The 24,095-nt window shown below is 35.7% G+C and carries 18 protein-coding genes; 5 read left to right on the top strand and 13 right to left on the bottom strand.

The window, feature by feature from the left end; translation table 11 throughout:
* Nucleotides 1–32 precede the first annotated feature (32 nt).
* The 3 genes from G7Y57_RS01795 to G7Y57_RS01785 form a co-directional block, all read right to left on the bottom strand.
* Nucleotides 33–1,127 carry a Nif3-like dinuclear metal center hexameric protein gene (locus tag G7Y57_RS01795; RefSeq protein WP_165020456.1) on the bottom strand — a complete coding sequence of 365 codons (1,095 nt, stop codon included), beginning with the start codon at nucleotides 1,125–1,127 and terminating at the stop codon, nucleotides 33–35.
* A gap of 189 nt (nucleotides 1,128–1,316) precedes the next feature.
* Nucleotides 1,317–2,456, bottom strand: a complete 1,140-nt coding sequence (gene dnaJ / locus G7Y57_RS01790) for a molecular chaperone DnaJ (protein WP_165020455.1) — start codon at nucleotides 2,454–2,456, stop codon at nucleotides 1,317–1,319.
* Nucleotides 2,457–2,472: 16 nt separating this feature from the next.
* Nucleotides 2,473–3,027, bottom strand: coding sequence for a nucleotide exchange factor GrpE (locus G7Y57_RS01785; RefSeq protein WP_165020454.1), 555 nt, complete (start codon nucleotides 3,025–3,027; stop codon nucleotides 2,473–2,475).
* 313 nt (nucleotides 3,028–3,340) lie between these two features.
* On the opposite strand from G7Y57_RS01785, the gene G7Y57_RS01780 reads away from it, so the two are divergent.
* Nucleotides 3,341–5,173 (top strand): SLC13 family permease, encoded by a 1,833-nt coding sequence (locus tag G7Y57_RS01780; protein WP_165020866.1) that lies wholly within the window; start codon nucleotides 3,341–3,343, stop codon nucleotides 5,171–5,173.
* Nucleotides 5,174–5,194: 21 nt separating this feature from the next.
* On the opposite strand, the gene G7Y57_RS01775 is transcribed toward G7Y57_RS01780, so the two are convergent.
* The 3 genes from G7Y57_RS01775 to G7Y57_RS01765 form a co-directional block, all read right to left on the bottom strand.
* Entirely contained in the window at nucleotides 5,195–5,686 is a 492-nt protein-coding gene (locus G7Y57_RS01775) for a GAF domain-containing protein (RefSeq protein ID WP_165020453.1), read from the bottom strand.
* Between the two features lie 135 nt (nucleotides 5,687–5,821).
* The gene (locus G7Y57_RS01770) at nucleotides 5,822–8,206 is read right to left on the bottom strand and encodes a GumC family protein (RefSeq protein WP_165020452.1); all 2,385 of its coding nucleotides are present in this window, start codon (nucleotides 8,204–8,206) and stop codon (nucleotides 5,822–5,824) included.
* Between the two features lie 14 nt (nucleotides 8,207–8,220).
* Nucleotides 8,221–9,051, bottom strand: coding sequence for a polysaccharide biosynthesis/export family protein (locus G7Y57_RS01765; RefSeq protein ID WP_165020451.1), 831 nt, complete (start codon nucleotides 9,049–9,051; stop codon nucleotides 8,221–8,223).
* Between the two features lie 239 nt (nucleotides 9,052–9,290).
* Between G7Y57_RS01765 and G7Y57_RS01760 the strand changes: the two genes are divergently transcribed.
* Nucleotides 9,291–10,238, top strand: coding sequence for an SPOR domain-containing protein (locus G7Y57_RS01760; protein ID WP_165020450.1), 948 nt, complete (start codon nucleotides 9,291–9,293; stop codon nucleotides 10,236–10,238).
* Between the two features lie 80 nt (nucleotides 10,239–10,318).
* Here the strand turns inward: G7Y57_RS01760 and upp are convergent, their stop codons facing one another.
* The 4 genes from upp to G7Y57_RS01740 form a co-directional block, all read right to left on the bottom strand.
* Nucleotides 10,319–10,975 carry a uracil phosphoribosyltransferase gene (gene upp / locus G7Y57_RS01755; protein WP_165020449.1) on the bottom strand — a complete coding sequence of 219 codons (657 nt, stop codon included), beginning with the start codon at nucleotides 10,973–10,975 and terminating at the stop codon, nucleotides 10,319–10,321.
* A gap of 31 nt (nucleotides 10,976–11,006) precedes the next feature.
* Nucleotides 11,007–11,750, bottom strand: a complete 744-nt coding sequence (locus G7Y57_RS01750; protein ID WP_165020448.1) for a shikimate dehydrogenase family protein — start codon at nucleotides 11,748–11,750, stop codon at nucleotides 11,007–11,009.
* 102 nt (nucleotides 11,751–11,852) lie between these two features.
* Complete coding sequence (locus tag G7Y57_RS01745; protein ID WP_165020447.1) at nucleotides 11,853–14,918, bottom strand: VIT domain-containing protein; 3,066 nt, start codon at nucleotides 14,916–14,918, stop codon at nucleotides 11,853–11,855.
* 151 nt (nucleotides 14,919–15,069) lie between these two features.
* Entirely contained in the window at nucleotides 15,070–15,687 is a 618-nt protein-coding gene (locus tag G7Y57_RS01740; protein WP_165020446.1) for an OmpH family outer membrane protein, read from the bottom strand.
* A 210-nt stretch (nucleotides 15,688–15,897) separates the two neighbouring features.
* Here G7Y57_RS01740 and G7Y57_RS01735 point away from each other — a divergent pair, with 210 nt between their 5' ends.
* A complete protein-coding gene (locus tag G7Y57_RS01735; protein ID WP_165020445.1) occupies nucleotides 15,898–17,358 on the top strand; it encodes an aminoacyl-histidine dipeptidase in 1,461 nt (486 codons plus the stop codon).
* A gap of 91 nt (nucleotides 17,359–17,449) precedes the next feature.
* On the opposite strand, the gene G7Y57_RS17855 is transcribed toward G7Y57_RS01735, so the two are convergent.
* The 3 genes from G7Y57_RS17855 to G7Y57_RS01720 form a co-directional block, all read right to left on the bottom strand.
* Entirely contained in the window at nucleotides 17,450–18,316 is an 867-nt protein-coding gene (locus tag G7Y57_RS17855; RefSeq protein ID WP_185153907.1) for a hypothetical protein, read from the bottom strand.
* A 138-nt stretch (nucleotides 18,317–18,454) separates the two neighbouring features.
* Complete coding sequence (locus G7Y57_RS01725) at nucleotides 18,455–20,023, bottom strand: vitamin K epoxide reductase family protein (protein ID WP_165020444.1); 1,569 nt, start codon at nucleotides 20,021–20,023, stop codon at nucleotides 18,455–18,457.
* Nucleotides 20,024–20,077: 54 nt separating this feature from the next.
* Nucleotides 20,078–21,511 (bottom strand): DUF6734 family protein, encoded by a 1,434-nt coding sequence (locus tag G7Y57_RS01720; RefSeq protein ID WP_165020443.1) that lies wholly within the window; start codon nucleotides 21,509–21,511, stop codon nucleotides 20,078–20,080.
* A gap of 374 nt (nucleotides 21,512–21,885) precedes the next feature.
* On the opposite strand from G7Y57_RS01720, the gene G7Y57_RS01715 reads away from it, so the two are divergent.
* Together G7Y57_RS01715 and G7Y57_RS01710 are read left to right on the top strand one after the other, a co-directional pair.
* Nucleotides 21,886–22,611 carry a DsbA family protein gene (locus G7Y57_RS01715; protein ID WP_165020442.1) on the top strand — a complete coding sequence of 242 codons (726 nt, stop codon included), beginning with the start codon at nucleotides 21,886–21,888 and terminating at the stop codon, nucleotides 22,609–22,611.
* A gap of 15 nt (nucleotides 22,612–22,626) precedes the next feature.
* Complete coding sequence (locus G7Y57_RS01710; RefSeq protein WP_255491304.1) at nucleotides 22,627–24,036, top strand: choice-of-anchor Q domain-containing protein; 1,410 nt, start codon at nucleotides 22,627–22,629, stop codon at nucleotides 24,034–24,036.
* Nucleotides 24,037–24,095: the final 59 nt, after the last annotated feature.

The following is a 24,095-nucleotide window of genomic DNA, read 5'->3' as shown; positions in this document are numbered from 1 at the left end:
TTTGCAATGGGTAGGAGTATATCGCTACTTAGTTACAAATAGTTGACAGGATTCACATCAGCTCCTGACATATAGACTACAAAGGTAGGGTATTTTTTCGAAATAATATCGAAAAATATATTCTTTGTGAAAATTTCAGATTCGTAGTGCCCTATCGTCGCCAACAATATTTTATCTTCAACATCGTAGAAGTCATTATATTTAGCCTCGCCTGTTATAAATGCATCTGCTCCATACGAAATTGCCTTCGGTATCAGAAACGAACCGCTTCCGCTACAAATAGCCACATCACGCACTGACTTTCTGTTATATGGAGAATATTGCAAGGTAGTCAGTTTGAAAGTGTCCTTTAAGAAATACAAGAAATCCTCCTCTTCCATTTCCTCGGGTAGCGTCCCAACTATTCCGCCACCGGCTTGCGACCATGTATTCTCAAGTGCATAGAAATCATAGGCAGGCTCTTCATAAGGATGCACCGCTATCAAAGCACGTGAAACCTCCGATTGCTTGAAAACAGGAAGTATCATTTCAATCCTTATTTCACCTTCGAAATGCAGTTCGCCAACTTCCCCTCTAAATGGGTTCGTACCTTCTCCTGCTCTGAATGTACCCTCACCTACCACACTATAGCTACATGAATCATAGTTACCGATATTTCCGGCACCTGCATTAAACAATGCATTACGTACCGTTTCGGCATGAGATTGAGGCACGAAAGTAACGAGTTTGAGCAATTTACCTTTTTGAGGATCAAGTATTCTAACATTTTGCAGGTTAAGCATATCAGCCAAATAGTAATTTATGCCTCCCATCGCATTATCGAGATTGGTATGTGCCGCGTAGATCACAATGTCATGCTTACACGCTTTCATCATACAACGTTCTATATAATTTTTGCCTGTCAACGATTTAAATGCGCGAAATGCTAACGGATGATGTGAGATTATCAGGTTACATTCTAAAGCAACAGCCTCATCCAAAACTGCTTCAGTAATATCGATACAGACTATCGCACCTTTTGCTTCCTGATTGGTATCTCCCACCTGAACTCCACTATTATCGTAACTTTCCTGTAAAGAAAGGGGAGCCAACTGCTCTATAGCATGAAGTATCTCTTTTATTTTCATAATCTCTTCATTTTATAATACCAAAGATAAAATTTAAATTGAAAGATAGAAAATCATTCAGTTATATTGCAGATCTTATAATTGTTAAAGCCAACATAATTAATTCGAGGAAGACAGCATATATGTAAATGATAGCGTATAAAAAAAAGCAATCTAAAATTAGATTGCTTTTTCGCTATTATATTTTGATCAGTCAAACATCTTTCTGAAATGACTGAATATTTTATCTTTTACAGACTTACTTGGTTGAAAATTCGGTGAATTCTCTAGTCCGGTAAGCGTATCTTTCTCACTATCGCTTAGGTTCTCAGGAATATAAACACTTATATTGATCAATAAATCACCTGTACCATATCTATTGATACTTGGCAATCCTTTATTTTTCAATCGAAGTACTTTTCCCGGTTGTGTACCCGGCTCAATAGTAACTTTTACTTTTCCGTCGATAGTAGGGACAACTACAGTACCACCTAAAGCAGCCGTAGAAACAGTCAACAGAAGATTATAAACAACATCGTTTTCATCTCTGAAAAGTTCTGCATGCGGCTCTTCTTCCACCAGAATCAACAAGTCTCCGTTAACACCTCCATGACGTGCAGCATTTCCCTTACCACTCATCGACAATTGCATACCTTCAGCAACACCTGCCGGTATATTTATTGTAATCACTTCGTCTTCGCGCACAATACCTTCGCCAGAGCAATGAACACATTTCTTTGTTATATTCTTACCCTCTCCATTACAGCTAGGACATGTGCTTTGTGTCTGCATTTGCCCCAACATCGTATTCATTATACGAGTAACAACACCCGAACCTTTACAGGTAGAACATGTCTCGTATGCTGTGCCATTATCTGCACCTGTACCACTACAATAAGAACAAGATACGTATTTCTTTACTTTAATTTTTTTCTCTACTCCCGATGCAATCTCCTTTAGGGTCAGCTTCACTTTTACACGCAAATCCGAACCTCTGTTTGCACGAGGTCCTCGCTGTCCGCCAAAACCACCAAAGCCTCCACCAAAATGTCCACCGAATATATCTCCGAATTGAGAGAATATATCATCCATAGAAAAACCGCCATCGTGTCCGCCAAAGCCTCCGGGCGCAGAATGACCGTAACGATCATACTTCGCACGCTTTTGCTCGTCGCTCAATATCTCATAAGCTTCAGCAGCTTCTTTAAACTTTTCTTCGGCTTCCTTATTATCAGGATTTTTATCAGGATGAAACTGGATAGCCTTTTTCCTGTATGCTTTTTTTATTTCTTCTGAGGATGCAGTTTTAGTTACTTCCAGTATTTCGTAGTAATCTCTTTTCGTTGCCATTAGCTTCTTCTATTGTTTATTTTGCTACAATTACTTTTGGATAACGAATCACCTTATCATCAAGTGTATATCCTTTTTGTACACAGTCTACAATCTTATCTTTATCTTCTTCCTCCTGAGCTGGAATAGTGGTTATCGCTTCATGCTTATCCGTATCGAAAGGGTGTCCGATCGCATCTACTTCCTTTACACCATGCTTTGTTAAAAAATTCAAGAATTTTGCATAAATAAGATCTATTCCTTCTTTTACAGCATCCACATCTTCTGTCTTGGATACGTTTTCCAATGCACGGTCAAAATCATCGACAACACTTATTACATCTAACAGCACACGTTCGCTACCCGATTTTATTAGCTCGGCTTTCTCTTTCAATGTACGTTTTCTGTAATTATCGAATTCAGCATTAAGACGCAGGTAAGAATCATTTAATTGATTATACTTAGCTTCCCAATCAGTCACATTGTCATTAATATTTTCATCAGAAACCTCTTCCGACTGATTTATTGTCATATTATCAGCAGCTAATTCTTCCTCTTTTTCTTGATTAAAATCGTTATTTTCTTCTTTCATATCTAATATCATTCTTGTTATCAACCAAATAGAACACACATGACAGATAATTGATATTTTCTGTCAATATTGGCATATCATTTAATGCAAAAGGCTTGCCAAAGTAGACAAAGGCATGTATTTCAAATACATTTTCACTAAGAACAATCAACAATAACTTTAAGACATTACTTCAAAACAATTTTGAGACTTTTATGTTGTTAATGTTAAATAAAAATGATTACAGTTTATACCTGTAATCGTTATCTTTGTACCGCAAATTAATAACATCACAATATAATTAGATATGTCACTACTATCGCTTTTAACGCCTATCAATATAACACTGACTATTCTTGCTATCGCTTCATTCTTTTTCATGCGAGGCAAAGTCCGCTCCGATCTTGTAGCATTATGCTCGTTACTTGCCCTTATTTTATTCGGCATATTACAACCATCTGAAGCATTAGCCGGATTCTCAAATCCTGTGGTTATAATGATGATCGGCCTATTTGTCGTAGGCGCAGGGATATTCAGGACGGGTTTGGCAAAAATGATAAGTAGTAAAATACTACAGCTTGCAGGTGGTAACGAGAATTTGTTATTTGTACTGGTTATGATTGTAACAGCAGGTATTGGAGCTTTTGTAAGTAATACCGGTACAGTGGCTGTGATGATGCCTATCATTGTGAGTTTAGCTAATAGTGCCAACATCAGTCCTCGCCGATATTTAATGCCCTTGGCTTTCGCAAGTAGCATGGGTATGTTTACATTGATTAGTACACCTCCCAATCTGGTTATACAAGATGCAATAATTAATGCCGGATTTGAGCCTTTAGGCTTTTTCTCTTTCGCCCCGATCGGCTTTATTGCCCTATCAGTAGGACTTGTCGTACTTTTCTTTCTTAGTAAATTACTTATATCTAAGAATGATGATTCAAAAACGAAAAAGAATCAGGGCAAATCATTAAAGGAACTGACTAGCGAATACAATCTGCTACAACAATCATATAAAGTAGAGGTTAATAACAATTCGCCGCTGCTCAACAAGAGCTTAGCCGAACTAAAGATTGCTACACATTATGATATTAGTATAAGTAAAATAATAAGAAAAGTAGGCTCATCGAAACTAAGAAAAAAATACATCGAGGAAATCGCAGGGCCAAACTCGATTATACAAAAAGACGACATACTGTACTGTCAAGGAGAAGCATCCAGCTTGGAGCGATTTGCATCTGAAAACAATCTTGACTTTGAGCGAAAACAGAATAAGGAAGCATTCTCTGACTTTCAAGAATCGGGCATTGCCGAAATATTTATAATGCCCAATTCTAAACTGATAAATCGTACGATTTCTGAAATTCGTTTCAGAGAAGAATATAATGTAAATGTACTTGGCATACAACGCCAGAAAGAATATCAGATGTATGATATAAAGGGTGCAAAACTCCATTCGGGTGATGCTCTACTAATACAAGGCACATGGGCTGACATTGCAAATCTAGGCGATCGCCAAAATGACTTGGTACTTGTGGGTCAACCGTTACAAGAAGCTGCTAAAGTAACTCTCAATCAGAAAGCTCCTATCGCTGCTATTATTATGGCATTAATGGTTGTGGCCATGGTCTTCGACATAGTACCATCAGTCGTGGCGATACTTCTTGCCGCTGTTTTCATGGTAATAACAGGCTGCCTACGGAATGTAGAAGAGGCATACGGCAGTATCAACTGGGAAAGCATTGTTCTCATTGGAGCTATGTTGCCAATGGCTACCGCTTTTAAAAACACAGGAGTCGACACACTGATTTCAAACGGCTTGATTGATCAACTAGGAGACATGGGGCCCTACGCACTACTAGCGGGGATATACTTCTGTACATCACTCCTAACTATGTTTATAAGCAACACTGCAACTGCAGTATTATTTACACCAATTGCAATGCAGGCAGCTATCGGAATGGATGTGAGCCCATATCCATTTTTATTTGCAGTAGCTGTTGCAGCAAGCATGTGCTTCGCATCGCCATTCTCAACACCACCGAACGCACTGGTTATGAGCGCTGGTAGATATACATTTATGGATTATATAAAAGTAGGATTACCTTTACAGGTTGTAATGGGTATAGTAATGATACTTATGCTTCCAATATTATTCCCATTCAAGTAAAAATAAAAGAAAAGAAAGGAATTAAGCTTCGGATAAACTCGCCTCTAACAAGTTAACTACTTGTTGGAGGTAAGTAGCATCTATCTGATCGAAGTGATTGATTAATTCGCTATCAACATCCAACACTGCAATAACTTCATCTTTATAGAAAAGAGGAACAACAATTTCGGACTGAGATAGTGCATCACATGCGATGTGTCCGGGAAATTCGTTTACATCAGGTACAATAACAACTCGCTTTTCTTTCCACGCCGTTCCACAAACACCTTTACCATATTTAATTCGGGTACATGCAATAGTCCCTTGGAATGGACCTAGAACAAGCTCGTCTCTTTTTACGATATAGAATCCAACCCAAAAAAAATAGAATGCCTGTTTTAAAGCAGCAGATATATTGGCAAAATTGGCAATAACGTCTGTCTCTCCTCCTATTAAAGCCTTAAACTGCGGTAAGAGAGTTTTGTATTTTTCCTCCTTAGAGAAAGTAGTTGGGATAGTAAGGGATTCGGCCATATATCAAAAGTTTATGTCGTCTAAATTAAAATAAAAAACTGTACATACAATATAATTTATAAATTATCATCCCCCATTTGAAAATTGATTTTCAAATGGGGGATGACATATATTAATTCATTATTTTTTTTAGTATTAAGACTGCTTATCCACTCCATACCCATAAGTATTTCCATACCCATAGCGTCCTTTATTTTTAGATAAATCGGCTCCATTAAGAACTAAATACATATCGGGAAGCTTATCATCTTTATAAACTTCATTAATAAAATTCACGGCCTCCTTAGGTGTAACATTTTCGCGAGTAACATAAACCGTCGCATCTGCATAAGGAGCCAGTAAGAATGTATCAGAGACAACACCGATAGGAGCGGAATCTATTATGACCAAGTCATACTCTTCTTTAACCTCGTCCAGTAGTTTTTTCAATATTGGCTTCATCAGCAATTCATTCGGATTAGGAGGTATAACTCCTGCTTGGAGAATATCTAAATTGCCATAACCCTTTAACTTATTCACTAATGGTTTCCATTCCGTTTCACCACCTGAAAGATAAGAAGTAACACCAATCTTTTTTGAAAAGCCTATATCATCAGCAAGCCTAGGATTTCTTATATCCAAGCCAACTAAAAGAACCTTCTTCTCTAATAAAGCAAAAGATGCAGCAAGATTTATACTCACAAATGTCTTTCCTTCGCCTGGCACTGTAGACGTAACTAATATAGTTTTTGTATCGGTAGAGCCTAATATAAATTGCATATTGTTACGCAATGTTCTGAATAACTCTACAATAGGCGTTACTTGGCCTGGCTTAACAACAATTACCTCATTGTGAAGATCGGCTTTCATTATTTCACCAATAACTGACACTTTAGACAACTTCTCTAATTCTTTCCTGCTCACTATATTTACTTGCATCAATTCTCTTACATAGATTATTCCAATAGGAAGCACTATGCCCAGAATGAAAAAGCCTAATAATATAACTTTCCCTCTTGGTGAAATTGGATAATCTGGGATAATCGGATCTGTAATCAATTTTGCTTTATCGGAGTAAGAAGCCATCGCTATATTGGTCTCCTCCTTAACTTGCATTAAATAAAGATAGAGTGATTGCTTGATCTGTTGCTGCCTTTTAATATCCAATAAATCCCTCTCTTGATTTGGTACAGACCGAATGCGAGAGGATATTAGAGACGATCGTTTTTCGAGTTCCTTTTTCGATATATTCAGTGTCTTCTTTTGATTTACTATTGCCGATAAAACACTTGCTTGTAAATTATTTATGTCTGATAGTGCTTTTATACGAGAAGGGTTACTTTCCGTTGTGCTCCTCTCTAAACTTTCATAAAGTAATACTTGGGAGTTGTAACTAGATATCAAACCTGCCAAACCACCATCAGAAATACCTAAAGTAGGTATAGTTCTATAACTATTTTCTGTCTTTTTAAGATAATCTTCAATAAAATCAATTAATTGTAATTGCGTTCCAAGATCAATAAGCCGTTGTTCTATTTCAGATGTATTCTCGATAAATAATTTAGCTTCCTCACCTAAATCTGTTATTGAATTACCTGTCTTATAATCAACAACCTTATTCTCTATATCTTTCAAGTCTAATGATATAGCAACCAAACGCTCATCTACAAAAACAGACGTATTCCTCGCTATTTCATTATTATCATCAACATTATTTTTATTATAAGTTTTAAGAATTTTATTTAAAATATCGACACCCTTATCAACATTCTGAACAGTTATGGTTAGATTTAATACGGATGATGATTTAGATGTAGGGGCAATGGTTAGCAATTCACCCAATGCATAGGCTTCTTTTTGGGTGTTATTTATATGTACTCTATAAGCCTCATTTTCTTTTCCTTCCTCAACTATAAAATCCGGTCTGTGAGAAATAGACAAGCGTCCCACACCTTCCGGTAAAGTAATAAATCCTGGTAACTGATCTAAAAATTCATCTATTTCGTACTCATCCTTTTTTACGAGATATTCCCCTATAATACGAATCCCATTTTTCTCCTTCTCTAGTTTCAAATATATTTTACCTTTCAATTCATCTGGCGATATATCTTCTAGATGGACGATATAAGGACATTTATTATAGACCTCTGTATTACGAAACAAACCATTTTCAAAATATGATGTATGTAAACCTAAATCTGATACAACCTGCCTCATCAGGTTTGGAGAAGACAATACTGCAACCTCATTATCTATGTTACTAGCACTACTAAATAAACCCAAATCTGCCATACTAGCCATGGCTCCAGCAGCCCCTCCAGAAGGTGAGTTTTTATCTTGTTTTAACAAAATCGCTGATTGCACTTCATATTTTCTATCTAAACATAAATAAACGAACATGCCTATTATTAAAAATACGATTATAGACAGAATGAACCATTTCCAATGAGAAAAATATTTAGAAAATACTTCTCTCAAATTTATCTCTTCTTCAGTTTCATCTAGAACTTTATCTGCGGGACTCGTAGTAAATTTATTCATATTTATAAAGAAACTTATCGTGTTATAACTGAAACAATTGTAATTATAAGAGACAGCCCTGATATCAATGCTGTAGCAGTAAGTGTCTCAACTGAACCAATTTGGGAATTTCGTGCTCGAGCTTTGTTAGGTTCAATGTACAATTTATCATTTTGTTGAAGATAATATATATCATTTTCCAAAAGCACATCCTTATTCTGAAGATCAATACGCTTCACGCTACGAAAACCATCCGCATCCTCTCTTATAAGCATAATATTATCTCGCCTTCCATAAATAGTCAAATCACCCGCTGTAGCCAAAGCTTCAAGAATTGTAACCTGTTCATTCGTGAAAGAATAAACACCAGGCTTTGTAACTTCACCAAATACTGCGACTTTATAGTTCAGAAACCGAATACTCACAATTGGTTCTTCTTTAAGATATTGGGGGTAAATCATGGATGATATTTTTTGCTGAGCTTCCTGCTTTGTGAGCCCACCTATCTTCAACTTACCTAAAACAGGGAAATTAATGCACCCATCTTTTTCTACAATATAATTCTGTAGGCTACCATACCCACCCGCAGCGGAAGAAACCCTAGATTGCACAAGGTCGCTTGCTTCCTGAGGAACAAGAGGTAAGTTAAAATCCAAAGAAGCCTTATTTGTCGGGGTATTCACCGTAATAGTCAGAATATCATTCGGCATAATTGTTGCTTCATACTTTTTTGCAACCTTTGCAAACTCCTCGGAAGATATTGACTCTGCCTCTGTAAGATAAGGGATTGTTTTATACGAATTACAAGAAGTTAACAACATAGATACAAAGAGTATCCAATAAAACTTTTTCAATACAAACTTCATATTTTTTTTATTATGTGTATATCGACTAATAGGTTTGTTTTAAGCAATCGCCTCTCATTATACAGAATATATCATACTAACCAGCGAAAAAATAATTCAAACATTATTCATGATCTAAAACCACTAGTTATTTTAGCGGTACAAAGTTAGATAACTTTTAGCTTAAACCAAGTATTACATACGATAATTTTATATTAAAATAGACTTTTGATTTTCAACTATTGCATTATCTTTGTATAATGGAATCTATAATATTTAAATATATAAACTTTCTACTTCCAAGGCATAATTGTGTAATTATACCCGATTTTGGCGGCTTTATTACAAATATAGAGCCTGCAAAATACACTAATAATAAGATCCTCCCTCCCACTTATACCATAAGTTTCAACAAAGAACTAGGTCATGATGACGGCATACTTATCTCGCATATACATAGAAATGAGTGCATATCATATAATATAGCAACAAAAAAAGTAAAAGAGGAAGTATTTACTATTAGAAAAACTCTCTTAACCGAAAGGATTTTTGAGTGTGGTAAAGTAGGACGGCTAGAATTAGACGATTATAATAATATTATCTTCATAGCGAATCCTGTAATTATTCATCCTCAGCTTTGGGGTTTAACACATACAGAACTTTATCCTCTGGCGGGTATTTATAATTCGGAAGGTAAAAGAAAAAATGCATCAAGATTAAAGCATGCGTTAGCTACCACTGCTGCTATCGCAGCTACAGTACTATTATTTATTACCCCATCCACAAGCATAATCGATAGTAGTAATACAAATAAGCAAGAAGCTGGTTTTGTTCAGTCGCTAACAAAATCATTTCGTTCGTCAGCTAACATTCAAGCCTCTAAAACTGAATCGACAGCGAGTCTTGTTTCAACAACGAATAAGGCTAATTTAGAGGGAGAAGATATTCAAGCAGAAAAAACAATACCATCTCGTAAATATCACATTATTATTGGTGGAGAGGATAATACTGCAAGAGCTAACAGCCTTCTGAAAAAAATACAAAATTCAGACTTTCCTCATGCAGAAATAATCCAGTCTGCGGATAGATACAGAATATCTGCTGAAAGTTTTGATGATAAAAAAACGGCTGAAAGTTTCTTAGAGAATTTCCGTAAAGAAAATCCGAAATATGAAACAGCTTGGCTGTTTTCCACTAGAAATAAGTAATTGCTTAGGTAATTATAATAAAAAGAGTCGGCTGAAATTTCATCCGACTCTTTTTATTATGATTTATTCAGAGACAAGTATTATTCTTTTTCACCATACGCCAAATCGCCGGCATCACCCAATCCTGGGACAATATAAGCCAAGTCATTCAACTCCGGATCGATTGCCGCAGCCCAGATAGTCGTTTTAGCATCCGGGAAAGTTTGTTTACAGTAGTCGATTGCCTGCTGGCTTGCTATTATAGTAGCCACATGAATGTGCTTAGGCTGACCTTTTGTCAACAATGCCTGATATGATAAATCCATACTGCCACCCGTTGCCAGCATAGGATCGGTAAGAATCAACACCTTTCCCTCAATCTTAGGAGAAGCAATATATTCTATATGTACATGAAAACTTTGATGATTTTCTCTGTATTTACGGTATGCCGAAACAAAAGCATTTTCAGCTTTGTCGAAACAATTCAAGAATCCACTATGATATACGAGACCTGCTCTCAATATTGTACCAATTACAATCTGGTCTGTAGGGACATTGGTCGTAGATACACCCAATGGTGTTTGTGTTTCTATTTGAGTATAAGACAGCTTTTTACTTATTTCGTATGCCATAATTTCGCCGATACGCTCTACATTCCGTCTGAAACGGAGGCTGTCACCCTGAATGTTTACATCCCGCAACTCGCTCACAAAGCGATTAAGAATGGTATTTTGTTCTGATAGATTTATTATTTCCATAATGGTATTTCGTATTTAATTTATTTTCGTCTTATCTATTCCATATTTCCCATGCAGCAAGTGCCTGTAATTCTAACATCTCAGCTCCGTTTTTGATTATAGCCCCATTTTCTTTAGCTAATTTTAAGAATTTAGTTTCTTCGGGATTATACACTAAATCATATACCAGATGATTTGTTGATATATATTGATAAGGAATATCAGGAGCCTCATTCACATTAGGATATGTACCTAATGGCGAAGCATTAATTATTACAGTATACTCTGTCAGTATTTTTTCACTCAGATCTTGATATATGAACGCACCTTCTTTTTTAGTACGTGAAACATATACTGGTTGTATATTTAGATTTTGCAAGGCACGCACTACAGCTTTAGAAGCCCCCCCAGTACCTAATACTAATGCTTTTCTATGAATAGCTGGCTTGACCAAAGGAAATATCGAGTTTTGAAAACCGATTATATCAGAATTATAGCCAATTAATTTCACACCGCCCTTGCTCCTATCGAACTTAATAACATTTACAGCACCTATAGCTTCGGCCTCAATGTCTAATTCATCAAGAAATTGCATAACATCCTCCTTGTAAGGAATGGTCACATTCAGTCCTTTTAGGTCAGGATGAGATTTTATAATATCGGGAAATAAAAGCAACTGTGGTATTTCGAAATTCAAATACGCTGCTTCAATATTTTCTTTAGCAAACTTTTCTGTAAAAAAGCGTTGGGAAAAAGAATGTTTTAACGGATAACCAATAAGTCCGTATTTATTCATATCATCTATAATTTGAACAAAGATAAATACTATACAGAAACAAACAAAAATAGGCGGAAGTTTTTTCTACTTTCCGCCTATCCTTTCTAAAAAACAGTTTACTTATCTCCCATCAAAAATAATTTCGCCAATATCTACAGTAGACTCATCTTGAGTCAATCGTAATGTTATCGTTTCCTTTTTCTCTCTTACTGTAGAGTAATAAGTATAAATATCCAGATAAACCGTTGTCGGGCCAACCAGCGTTTGTTCTCTTGAACCAAAATAATGCGCCTGAATTTTATACTTACCCGATATGGCCTCTTTTATCATGAATTCCTCGGGGCCATATCCTCCTGTGAAGTCACTGGAAATATAGCCTCCAACTCGTGTGTTTGGATTATTATAGAAGCATTGCTCACCACAAGGATCTGTTACCCAGAGATCCATATCACTGTTGTCGGTATCCCAATTGAGAACAATACGAATATCCACAGGCATCTCATAAATTAAACGACTATCTATTGCTGACAAGTCTAATTTCACTTTCTTATTTTTTGCCTCTATGATCACCTTATTTATCTCTTCGACAACGATAACTTCGATGCCCGGGAAGCGACCATCCCAAGAACGTTGTACCAATTTGCACATTATATCTACTGCCTTTTGGTAATCAACATTGGCTGCATAGGCTTGTCCTAAATCACGATATGATTGTGGCTCATTTGGACGAAGCTCTAAAACCTTATCAAAAAATACAATTGCATATCCAGTGTAACCGAGTTGATTTAACCTATTAGCCAAAACACGAAGCAAACGATAGTTTTCGACCTCTAGTTCTGCCAGATTAGATAATATAATCAGTGCCTCTTGTTTTAATCCCCTCTCTTCGAATAGAGTCGCCACATCAAGATAGAAAGATGGTGTAGTTTTATAATCTTCTTTTATATCCAGATAAACCCGATAAAGCTCAGTATCTGATTTAGATTTCAGAATTTTCATATATGGTGTATCCGGACTCCAAACCTTTAACTCAATTTTCGCTTGTTTTACTTGTTGCAGAGAAGTAGAAGGCTTCAATTTTATGTCTCTCTCCATCTCCTTATTTTCTGATAAACTTTCGATAGAAACACCTGATATAGAACTACTAGACACCGCCATTCTACTAATACTAATTTCTTCTCTAAGCACCATGTCTTCTTCATCTGAACTCGCTATATACATATCTGCCATAACCATATTATCCTCATAAATAACAGGTGGTACAAAGTGAGGTTCAGAACCTTTCCTATTTTGAGATTGCTTCGAGCACGTTTTAGGAAATGACTTATTCCACCAAGCTTTACGGGCATCAAACATCTGCACTACAGATTCTATGTGCTCTTGTACATAATTACTTTTATTCTTTTTTATATAGTTGATTTGTTTTGTATACTCAGCGAGCAGTTCTTCAGGAGGAGTTATTTCATATTGCACGTAATCTTCTACCCTATCCAAAACGATAAGAGAAGTATTGCGGGTTACAATATTGAACTGTTTGCCCAAGGTTTCTATTTCTCGCTTATTTTTATCATAACGAATATATAATTCTGCTATTCTTTTTTCTGCCCAGACACGCTCCACAATATTATTGTAATCAGCAGCATCAGACTTACTCATCTTTATTGTTTTAGAATATAATATTTCATCTCCTACTCCAAAGTGTAATGTAATAGTCGCAGATTTGGTTTTAAGCTTACCAGCCAGAGAAAAAATACTTGATAAATTTACAGTTTGTGGTATAGAGGGCGTTATGTCAGAAATCTCACCTTTATCATAATCAGCATAAAGGAATTGAAGCTCTTGCGTATGCATTCTCGACACAGCTTCGTCCACCGTTTCTTGCATAAGATTTATGAACTTACCACCCGTAGCTGATGCCATATATTTCAACATAGCATGATCCGCTGATAATAGAGAAGTTATTGTATTCACTGGGATGCCCCCTATTTCAGGCTCCGATTCGCCGAAATTTGTCAATCCATCCGAAAAGAACAATATTTCATCGGGTTCATTCCACGATTTTAGCCTTTTCATCGATTGCGCAGACGCTGATGGTCTAGGCATCGACCTATGAGAGTTTTTCAGATTCAAGGTACCATATTGGGTGGCTCCATCATATTTTATATTTTCCAATACTTTTCTGAGTTCAGACCAGTTCCCTTCTTTAATAATATACGTTTGAGACTTTATTACATTAAGATTGAAAGAATATAAGAATACTATTTTATCACTTACTCCTTCGAAATATTTATCCAAAAATTGAAATTCTTTATTTAAATCCCTATTTTCCATAGATGCGGATGCATCCCAATATAATGCAATGGTGGCAGGAATATTTATTTTTTCGCGATTTTTTTGTTTGATTTCCGGCTTAACATTCGTATAAAAATAAAAATCACCACTCAATTTTCCTTGCTCAACAAACTGTGTCTGACTATTCTTGCTAGGAATAGAAAAAACAAGCTGACCCTTAGCGTCATAATTTGTACTACTATAAGAAGCGACATAAGCATCCCCTGCCCTGTCGAACGAAAATTTGCCCCAAGGAGTTTCATCTATCACAGGTTGACTGTTTGTTGCAAAAGCTGTAAGATTCAAGTCGAAACGATCTAACACATTACCATACTCCACAGGCAAATGAAAGCGAAAGCTAACATTATTTTCTATCAACTCTTGCTCATAAGCGATTACAATTCTACGTGTTCCTTTCGCAGGTAATGGATATACGCGGGTACGAAAATTATTGCCTTGTGTTTTTTCGAATAATCCCGGGTCTATTTTCTGACGGATCACCGATTCGAAAGCTTCCTGACCCTTAGCCTTATCTACAACTACACCTTCGCGTAACTTCCCATTAATATCTAAAGCAAAGCGCGAAACAGATTGCCCGTCGCCCAAAGGGAACTGTAGTTCTCCTTCCAGAATGCGATTATTCGGATTGTAAAATACCATATCAACAGTAGTCACAGCCATAGTTCCGACAACCTTGACATCTACCTTTACTTCCGAAATGCGGACAGGAGATTCGCTTGACCTTAATGCAGAAACATCTATTATAGGCATAAGTCCTACACGAATTCCCTTTTGGGCATAACTCAGCTCGACAAAAGCCATGAAAACAAGTAAGAAAGCGATCATTTTTTTCATGATAGTTAAGTATTATGTTTGTTTAAAAATGTATTTCTAAAACTATAGATACATTTCCACTTCAAATTTCATAATCTACAATCGAGAAAAAAACAAAAAAATAGGGTGATCCTATCGGGCCACCCTATCTATACTATCTTTCTTATGCTTTTTATTTAGCTGCTTCCGCTTTATAGCGGCTATTCAACAACTTCAAGATATCTTGAGTTATATCGTATTTATCTTTTGCAGTAAGAATATTATCCAAACCTTTATTACTGAAAATAATCTGATAATTTGCTTTTTTGTTATATTCTACTAAACAAACACGTACCGAATCAGCTAACTGCTCATTAATTTTTTGCTCTTCTTGCGCTAACTCATTTTCTAAGCGTTGAGCCATTTGTTGCAAGTCTGCATTTAATTTTTGGATACGTTGCGATTCTGCTTGAGCACGCTCCTGACTTAGGAATGCATTACTCTGAACCTTACGTTGGAAATCGGTAGCTTCAGTTTCCAACTGTCGTTGTTTTTGAGCTACTGTATTATTCGAACTTTTAAATTTATTCATCAATCGCTCTCCCGACACTTTTGCAAATTCGTAGTTAGCAAGTAATGAATCTACATTTACATATGCTATAGGCAATGTTACAGTAGAGTCTCCCGGCTCGAAAGCCAAAGGAGTTTTATCTTCTTCATTTGAATTACCCTTGTTAGTAAAGAACAGTACAAATAAAATGATAATAGCAACAGCCAAAACACCATTAATCACATAAGAAATATTCTTCATTATTTATCTATAAAAAATTAGTTAATCTTACTCCTAGGCTCCAAATATACAAGTTTTATTTTAGAACGACCCGGCAAAGATATATCATAATGTTAAAAGTACGCTACAAATAAACCTTTAAAAGTTGTAAAAATATTGCTTTTTATCCTTTATCTGTATATTTTTATATGTTATTAAGATTGTGAAAAAATATTATCAAATATAAAAAAGATGAATATAAAAGATTTAAAGCCCGCTCCTATCTGGAATTATTTCCATGAAATCACTCAAATACCCCGTCCATCAAAGAAAGAAGAAAAAATAATTACTTATTTACTTGACTTTGCAAAAAAACATAACTTAAGTGTAAAAAAAGATGATACAGGCAATGTCCTTATCACCAAAGAAGCAACAAAAGGAAAAGAAAACCTACCGATCGTAATTCTGCAAGGACACGTGGATATGGTATGCGAAAAGAACACCGATACTGTACATGATTTCGACAAAGACCCCATCGAAACCTATATAGACGGTGATTGGCTGAAAGCTAAAGGAACAACTTTAGGTGCAGATAATGGCATGGGTGTAGCAGCAGCTTTAACGATTTTAGCATCGAATGATATAGAACACGGCAAACTGGAATGCTTATTTACGGTAGACGAAGAAACCGGATTGACAGGTGCTTATGCTTTAGGCAAAGACTTTCTTACCGGAGATATTCTCATTAATCTGGATACAGAAGAAGAGGGGCAGATTTATATCGGTTGTGCCGGAGGGAAAGGAACGACAGCGACTTTCACATATAAATCGGAATCGACTCCTGTTAATTTCTTCTGGTTCAAGGTACAAGTAAAAGGGCTCAACGGAGGACATTCCGGCGCCGAGATACACAAAGGATTAGGCAACGCTAACAAGATACTCAATCGCTACCTTTGGGATTTGAACAGAAAATACGATCTTCTTCTTGCAGAGATTGGCGGAGGAAATCTTCATAATGCCATTGCGCGCGAAGCTTATGCGATAGCAGGTGTTCCCTACAATAAGAAAGAGAACATTATTATCGACCTGAATATTCTCGCTCCACAAATAGAAGCTGAGCTGAAGGCTGTGGATCCGAACTTTAGAATAACAGTTGAATCGACCGACACCCCTACATCACTCATCGATAAGAATACAACAAATAATCTATTGAATGCTATCTATGGTTGCCCTCATGGAGTATTAGGCATGAGCTTCGATATACCGGGATTGGTAGAGACATCAACTAACCTGGCTTCTATCAAAATGAAAGCCAGCAATACGATTGTTGTAGGAACAAGCCAACGTAGCTCTACCGAATCGCAGAAAGAAAATGCTGCCAATATGGTAAATGCAATATTTACACAGGCTAAAGCAGAGGTAACACATTCTGACGGATATCCAGGATGGAAACCAAATCCGGATTCTAAGATTCTGAATATTGCAAAAGAAACGTATAAAAAACTTTATAATAAAGAACCCGAGATTAAAGCAATTCATGCGGGACTGGAGTGTGGGTTATTCCTTGAGAAATATCCTCATCTGGATATGATATCATGTGGCCCGACTATAACGGATGCACATTCGCCGGCTGAGCAAATTAATATACCATCAGTTGCCAAATGGTGGGACTTCTTGCTTGAGGTTTTGAAAAATATACCTGCAAAGAAATAAAATGAAAAGCGGATTGATCTCGAAACATCAATCCGCTTTTTTAAAATTTAAATAGTTGCTACCGAACTAGGGTTTGTCTAATGAGTTTCTGTTATTTCTTTTTCGCAACTCCAATGAAATAAAATTCATCGAAATTCTGAATTAAAGCTGTTTTAAGATTTTTGGTATCTGCCGGATCCCAATAAGTAAGAGTTAACTCATATTTCTCGGAAGGGCGAGTTTCATCATATCCGGCAACAAGGACCTGACGGCTTCTTGCATCGCTTGAATCTTTTACCATAGCAAAAAGACATCTATCATTAAACAAAAAAGATAGAGGATGCAGACATTCATAAGATTTGTTCGCTTCGAAATAATATGACAGGATTTTCTCTTGCTCATAATGGCTAAAGCCATATCGTTTTCTATGTTCATAGCTATCGCTTGTCTTAACAATTTCTATAAATTTCCTCAGGAAAGAATCTGGCCTATCTCCATAGATACCCAATTTTAGATGCATTTGCTGAACACAAGCTGCAAAGCACAGCCCCCAATTTTGCGGTTCTTCGTTGGGAAAGTCGTCTCTCATATTTAAATTAATGTGATAGGAATAAGGACGTAGTGAGACACTCTTTGCTCCTGATCCAAATAGAGCGATTTCACTACAGTTCTTTAGACCAGAGCCTGAGCCTGAGCCCGAACCTGAACCTGAACCTGAGCCAGAACCTGAGCCAGAACCAGAACCCGAGCCTGAGCCTGAGCCTGAACCTGAGCCTGAACCTGAACCTGAATATCCAGGACAGTATACTCCACTGCCGCTATCACATGTAACACCTACAGGCTTAAGCGTTCCTTCGACTAGGGAACTATGTATTGTATAATAGTTATTATACTGACATCCAACATAATCGCCAGTAGGGCAAGAAACTCCATAGAATGACCCCGACTTCAAATTATCGGCCGCACTAGAGGCCGCCATTGATGTTTTTAGCTCTTGCTCATTTAAGACTTTGATTTTTTTTAATTTTTCCATTTCTTTTAATGTTTAATTATTGTGTTGTAGGTTCAATTGTTTGCAGCTGCTTCTTTTGTTTACAACTTAACAAAAGGTTTATTTTTATTTATTTGTAGCTAAATCTGTATAATAGGCGACATCATCTATATTGTATCCTTCGGGTAATTCATGACCATTCATGATTATAGTAGGCGTACCCTTCAAAGAGACAGTTTTACACCATCTTCGATGACTCTCTATTTCGTCTAAGACAGTTTGACTCGTGATATCAAAATCATATCTATCAAAAAAATCTTGTCTATTATTTTTTCCATGGCTAAACCATCGATTGAAGATTTCTCTTTTCTCATCGGGCTTTATTTCATCAGACAGATAAACAGCCGTAAGAAAAGTTGCACTGGATTCTAATTCTTCTGAAAAAGACGTGAGTATATACTGAACACATATTTTATCCCCTACTCTGTCTAATAAATTATCTAATTGCTGATGTATAGCTGCACAAGATCCACAATGAGGATTGGTAACAAGGGTTACAAGCGTTTCAGCATCCTTATTACCCCATAAAATTTGAGATATTTCTCTATTTACTTCATAATACGGTTGTACTTTTAACTTGGATTCGAATACTCCTGCATCCATTTTTATACTACTATATCTTAGTTGTACTGCTTTCAATTGCTTCTTATCTATAAAATAGGGTAGCAGTATATTAATTATAGCCGATGGCATAATAAAAAGACATCCAACAATAAAAATTGCAAAAAAGGATAAACGGGGAACATATATGTAATCAAATACCAGATTTATAATGAATGACAGCCAGAGGAGAGCTTGTACAATAAGACATAGAAGGCACCACTCTTTAGCAATAAATTTCTGATACCAAACACTCCATAAACTATAAGGGAGAGCACAGCAATTAATTAAAGCTAAATAAGGACTAAAAGAAGAGAAAAAAAGCAAAACACATAGATTAGAAAGAAAGTAGCCGAGTCCGATTTCGCTCCAGCCGATAGCTCCCATAATTTTGGCAGCGGATGAATCTAAAATACTATTACACCCATGTTTTAGCAAAGAGCAAATTTTGTCTGCATGATTGTTAGAGATATGCATTTGTTTTTGTAAAAGCAAATAGCCGATATAAACCCCTCCTGCATTTATTGACAGCAACATTAAGAATCCAATATCAGAGTACGAATGGCCAGATATAATCCCCAATATCGATAATAAAACAATGGATACCTGAAGTACTTTATTACGTAGAAAATTGAATGTCTCGACCCTCTTGTGTTGTGAGTAGTTTGGTTCTATTGACTCATTGTTCTGTTCGGCGATCAGTATGGTGCCATTCCAGCGATTTAAGAAATCATTAATCGGGATTGTTTTACGATCATCTTCCCCTAAATATTGAACATTATCATTGGTGATTTTAGATACAACAGCAAATTTATTATTGATACCTGTTATAAAAGGAGTATTAAGTTCACCCATATTTTCATCTGTGTTTATCTGAAGTCCTGTTGTTTTCAGATTATACTTCGATAAAATATCTGAAATACCGAAAAGCGTGTTTTTGTATGGATGTTCGTCATAAAGTTTATTCAAATAGCTTTTTGTGTATTTTATTTTTAACTGTCCTAAAAAAAGCTCTATTATATTTTTAATATCCATATGCGGTTAACTTTTTAGATATGATGGTATTGCTATTTATTAATAAGTCATTTATCAATTCGGATACGAACAAATAATCAGTTTGTTATAAAATAGATATTCTAATTCTGCTACCATAACATTATAAATAAGACTTTTATCTATTTCAATTTCAGGATAAAAACATTGCTGCAATTCCTCAAATAAGCATTCAAAAGTTTTACTGATCTTCAGAAGAATCAGAATATTATATGCCAAATCATTTATAAGGACTTCTTTTAACCCATCAGTGGATAAGCACGGAATACATGCTATGTCAAAATGAGATGAAGCATAATTCTTATTTATTTTTTCCTTTATTAGTAGTTTTGTTTCTGATGTCCAATCATCCCCAATTTCGTATATAGATAAATGTGGATTGCTCTTGATTACGACAGGAAGTCTATCGCCCTTCGATTTATTTAAAAACTCAAAATAGTTGCACGATTGCTTATCTAAATCGAATAAATAACTATCTGGGATATCCTTCCATTTTATAGATAAATTGTTTAAATAATCTTGGTAAGAAGTTATTCCCATTGGTTTTGTCAGATTGGGGAAAATCAATTGCCTTGTTTCTTTGGGCTGAGGTCGTTTATTATGTTCCGGGAACAGGTCTGTAATTCTCTCATAATATTCCGGATATTTATTCAATAGAGTCCGCCCGAGTAATTCGCAAATCCTCGCATTCCTTTTGTGCCCACCAATAATATGCATCAGACTATATTTATCATAAGAATAAAAATCACAAAATTCATGATAAGTATATCCATTATCTTGTACACTATGGTTAAGCACAGTTGTAACAGCCTTGTTCGATTTTTCTGAAAGAGCATAAAATAATATCTGCTCGAAAAGAATGTTATAATTGACATTGACATTTTTACGATTAATGTCGTTTAATCGATTACCTTCTATAAAGTCGAAAGCAGTCCGACAATATTTTTGTATAAACTGAATATCGTTTCCTCCGATTATTCCGGCATTGTAGGATGGAATGGAATCTTTTTTTAGCACTTCTTTCAAAAAGTCAGGAATAATTATATCTTCTTGTAAGATTCCATCCATCATATTCTTATAGTAATCGGTACCTATTTCTCTGTTCTGTGCAATTAGCCCATCTGTTTCCATTTTTACTCCCAGCCTTTTAGGTAAATAAACATCCCCATCGATGTGTATAAATGGCTTTTTCTGAAGAGAATACGTTAGTAACTTAGGGTATGCCCAATGGTGTTCAGGACAAGAAAGATTGTCGTATTGAATAATGATCTCGGAATAAGGCAATTTTAAAAGTTTACCCAGAATATTATAGCCGGCATAATCTGTGTATAAGACAACTTTTTCATAGTTTTCTTTCAGACTTAAGCAACTCAAAGCCCACGACATTAAATGATATTGTGAGCTTACCCAGCCAAAATCATCATTCAAAATGTCTTTATTTCCATTCCATAGTGTTTGTACTACTCTCATTTATTCTTATTCATTAGTTTTCTATATATAGATAAATGAGATGTAAAATAATTGTAGATTTTGCACTATATATTTAATAATAATTCGAATAAACAAAGGCCGTCTACTGCATCGCTATTAAAAGGTTAATTTCTGCAAAACAAGGATCTTTTAGTCTTTGAAAGCGTTTTATACGAAAGCAGGGGCCTCTTATAGTATAAATACTTCGGGTTTTATCTATAATAAGGGTTACATACTCAATGAAAATAAATAATCTTAAGTAACACTAAGTGACAATCAAAAAAACAACATAAAAGTGTTACCTTTGTTACTTTATTCGATCTAAACAACACAGCATCAATCAGAAAACTAAAATCATACAAATAAAAATAATTATGGATAAAATGAAGATAGAAATATGGTCAGACATAGCTTGTCCATATTGTTATATAGGAAAACGTAAATTAGAAAAAGCACTGGCTCAATTTCCTCATAAGGACAAAGTAGAACTTGTATGGCATAGCTACGAACTAAATCCAGAACTTCCCAAAAAGGCTTTAGACAAAACATTTTATCAATACTTTGCCGAAACCCATAATACAACTGAAGCCGCAATAAAGGAAGATCATGTCGAACTTATTAAGCTAGCGAAAGAAGTGGGTCTAGATTATAACTTTGACCAGCTTGTTGTTGCAAATACATCCGATGCCCTGCGACTCATAAAACTAGCCAAAGAATCGGGGTTAGCGACAGAAGCCGAAGAGGTGCTTTTCAAAGCGTACTTTGTGGATAGCGAAGATATAAGCGACAGATCGGTTCTTATAGAACTAGGCGTGGAAGTAGGACTAAGTCAAGACCAGATAATAAAGATGCTTGATAGCGATAAATACATTAATGATATAAAGAAAGATATTGAATATAGCGAGAATGAACTAAATTTGGAATATATTCCATTCTATCTATTCAATAATAAGCATATTGTTCAAGGCTCTATTGCCCCAGAAGAGTATTTAAAGGTATTGAAAAAATCGTACGATGAATGGGAACAGAATGGTATTTCTAACGACAGAGGTGATATCATTAGCGGACAATCGTGTTCTATTGATGGTGTATGCAGCTAAAAAACTAAAGAATTTGTGAGAAAACTACTTTATATTATTCTAATAACTATTTGCTGTTCTTATTTTTGGGCATGCGATGACAATGATAATTTTTCATCCGATTCAAAACTCAAATTAGAATTTTCGACGAATTCTGTACAATTCGATACTGTTTTTTCGTCTATTGGCTCAACGACCAGACAGTTTAAAATATTTAACAGGAATAATAATTCGTTGACTATTCAATCTATAGAATTGGTTAATGCATCAGTTAGTGGTTTCAGAATGAATATAGACGGGCAAAGAGGCACTAGTTTTTCGGATGTACCAATTCTGAGAAACGACAGTCTTTTTGCATTTGTTGAAGTGACTGTAAATCCGAAAACAAACAGCCAGACCATAATCAGAGATTCTATCCGTTTTGTCACAAATGGAAATACGCAATATGTTCATCTCGAAGCCATCGGGCAGGATGTGTATATCTGGAAAGGCAAAATAATCGCCACAGATACAACTCTTACCAATAAAAAGCCGTTCTTGATTTATGATTCGTTAGTAGTGAAAGAGGGTGTAACACTGGATGTGAAGGAAGGTACCAAATTCTTTTTTCGTCGCAATGCCTCTCTAATTATTCATGGGACATTAAATGCACAAGGAACCATAGAAAAACCTATCATCTTGAGAGGAGACCGCTTCGACAATATAGAAGGAGATATTTCGTACAATAATGTTTCAGGACAATGGGATGGTATATACTTTTCTTCAAACAGCTATAATAATTACCTAAAAAACTTCCATACTCGGAATGCAACTAATGGGATGATTTTTTTAGAATCTCAGCCTACTATCAAAAAAGCCTCTTTGATAAATACAGTCGTCCAGAATAATTCGGAGAATGGTGTACTTGCTATCAATTGTGATATAGATGCACAAAACTGTTTACTCGTCAATTCGAAAGGGGCAGCTTTGGAATTAAACGGAGGGAAATATAGTTTTCTACATTGCACTATTGCCAATTATTATACTTGGTCGCCTAGACAAAAGGAAGCTTTAATAATAAAAAACACTCTTGGCTTATCTAAGGCATTACCTCTTACTCAATGCGATATAATCAACTCAATTATTTATGGTTCGGTAAGTAATGAAATTAGTCTGAGTGGGACAAATACCGTACCTTTCGTCTATCAATTTACAAACTGCTTAGTGAAGTCACCGCAAACAAGTAATCCACAATTTGTTAATACAATATGGAATGAAGATCCTCTATTCAGGAATCTGAATTATGAAGGTAATTATGTATATGATTTTCAATTAAAATCATCCTCTCCGGCGATTGATAAAGCAGATAAGATATTCTCGATAAAAGCTCCTTTTGATTTAATCGGCAGATCACGCCTTAGTGATTCGAACCCCGATATAGGGTGCTATGAATGGTTTGCGAATTAAAATGGTAAGATCCGGAATACTCGTTTTTGTAATTTTCTTCTGTCTAATTCAAATACAGG

It is taken from the genome of Dysgonomonas sp. ZJ279 (genome assembly GCF_011039205.1).
In the GTDB taxonomy this organism is placed as follows: domain Bacteria; phylum Bacteroidota; class Bacteroidia; order Bacteroidales; family Dysgonomonadaceae; genus Dysgonomonas.
This window is presented reverse-complemented; position numbering and strand designations above follow the sequence as displayed.